The organism is Rhodococcus sp. EPR-157, assembly GCF_001647195.1.
Lineage (GTDB): Bacteria > Actinomycetota > Actinomycetes > Mycobacteriales > Mycobacteriaceae > Rhodococcoides.
Genome location: NZ_LVCV01000628.1, coordinates 1 through 719 on the forward strand (window position 1 = coordinate 1; position 719 = coordinate 719).

General features: G+C 62.3%; 1 protein-coding gene. It reads left to right on the top strand.

Translation table 11 applies throughout. The annotated features are described in order from the left end of the window. A partial coding sequence (locus tag A2J03_RS26780) for a condensation domain-containing protein (protein ID WP_156520608.1) occupies positions 1-719 on the top strand: 719 nt, incomplete at both ends.

A 719-nucleotide genomic window follows, 5' to 3' on the forward strand; every position in this document is an offset into this window, starting at 1 on the left:
CGGCCGGCGTTGGTGTCGGTGGTGCGTCCTGAGGTTGTGCCGTTGTCGCAGGCGCAGCAGCGGATGTGGTTCATCAATCAGTTCGATACGTCCTCGCCTGCGTACAACATTCCGTTGGCGGTGCGGTTGACGGGTGTGTTGGATGTGGCGGCGTTGGGTGCTGCTGTCGGTGATGTGGTGGCTCGTCATGAGAGTTTGCGGACGACGTTCCCGACGGTGGGGGAGTTGCCGCGTCAGTTGGTTCACCCGGTGCCCGATGGTGGGTTTGTGTTCGATGTGGTGCGGATCGGTGAGCAGGAGTTGTCGGCGCGGGTGTTGGCCGATGCGTCGCGTGGGTTCGATGTCACTGTCGATGCGCCGTTCCGGGCTGTGTTGTATCAGCTCGATCCGCAGGGCGGTATCGATGCACAGGGTGGTGTCGATCGTTTCGTGTTGGCGATCGTGGTGCATCATATTGCTGCTGATGGGGCGTCGATGGCGCCGTTGGCGTCGGATGTGATGGTGGCGTATTCGGCTCGGGTGCTCGGTGTTGATCCGGGGTGGGTGCCGCTCGAGGTGCAGTATGCCGATTATGCGTTGTGGCAGCGGTCGTTGTTGGGGGAGGAGTCGGATCCGGAGTCGTTGGTGGCTCGGCAGTTGGGGTTCTGGTCGCAGGTGTTGGCGGATGTGCCGGATCTGTTGCCGTTGCCGATCGATCGACCACGCCCGAGCCAACAATC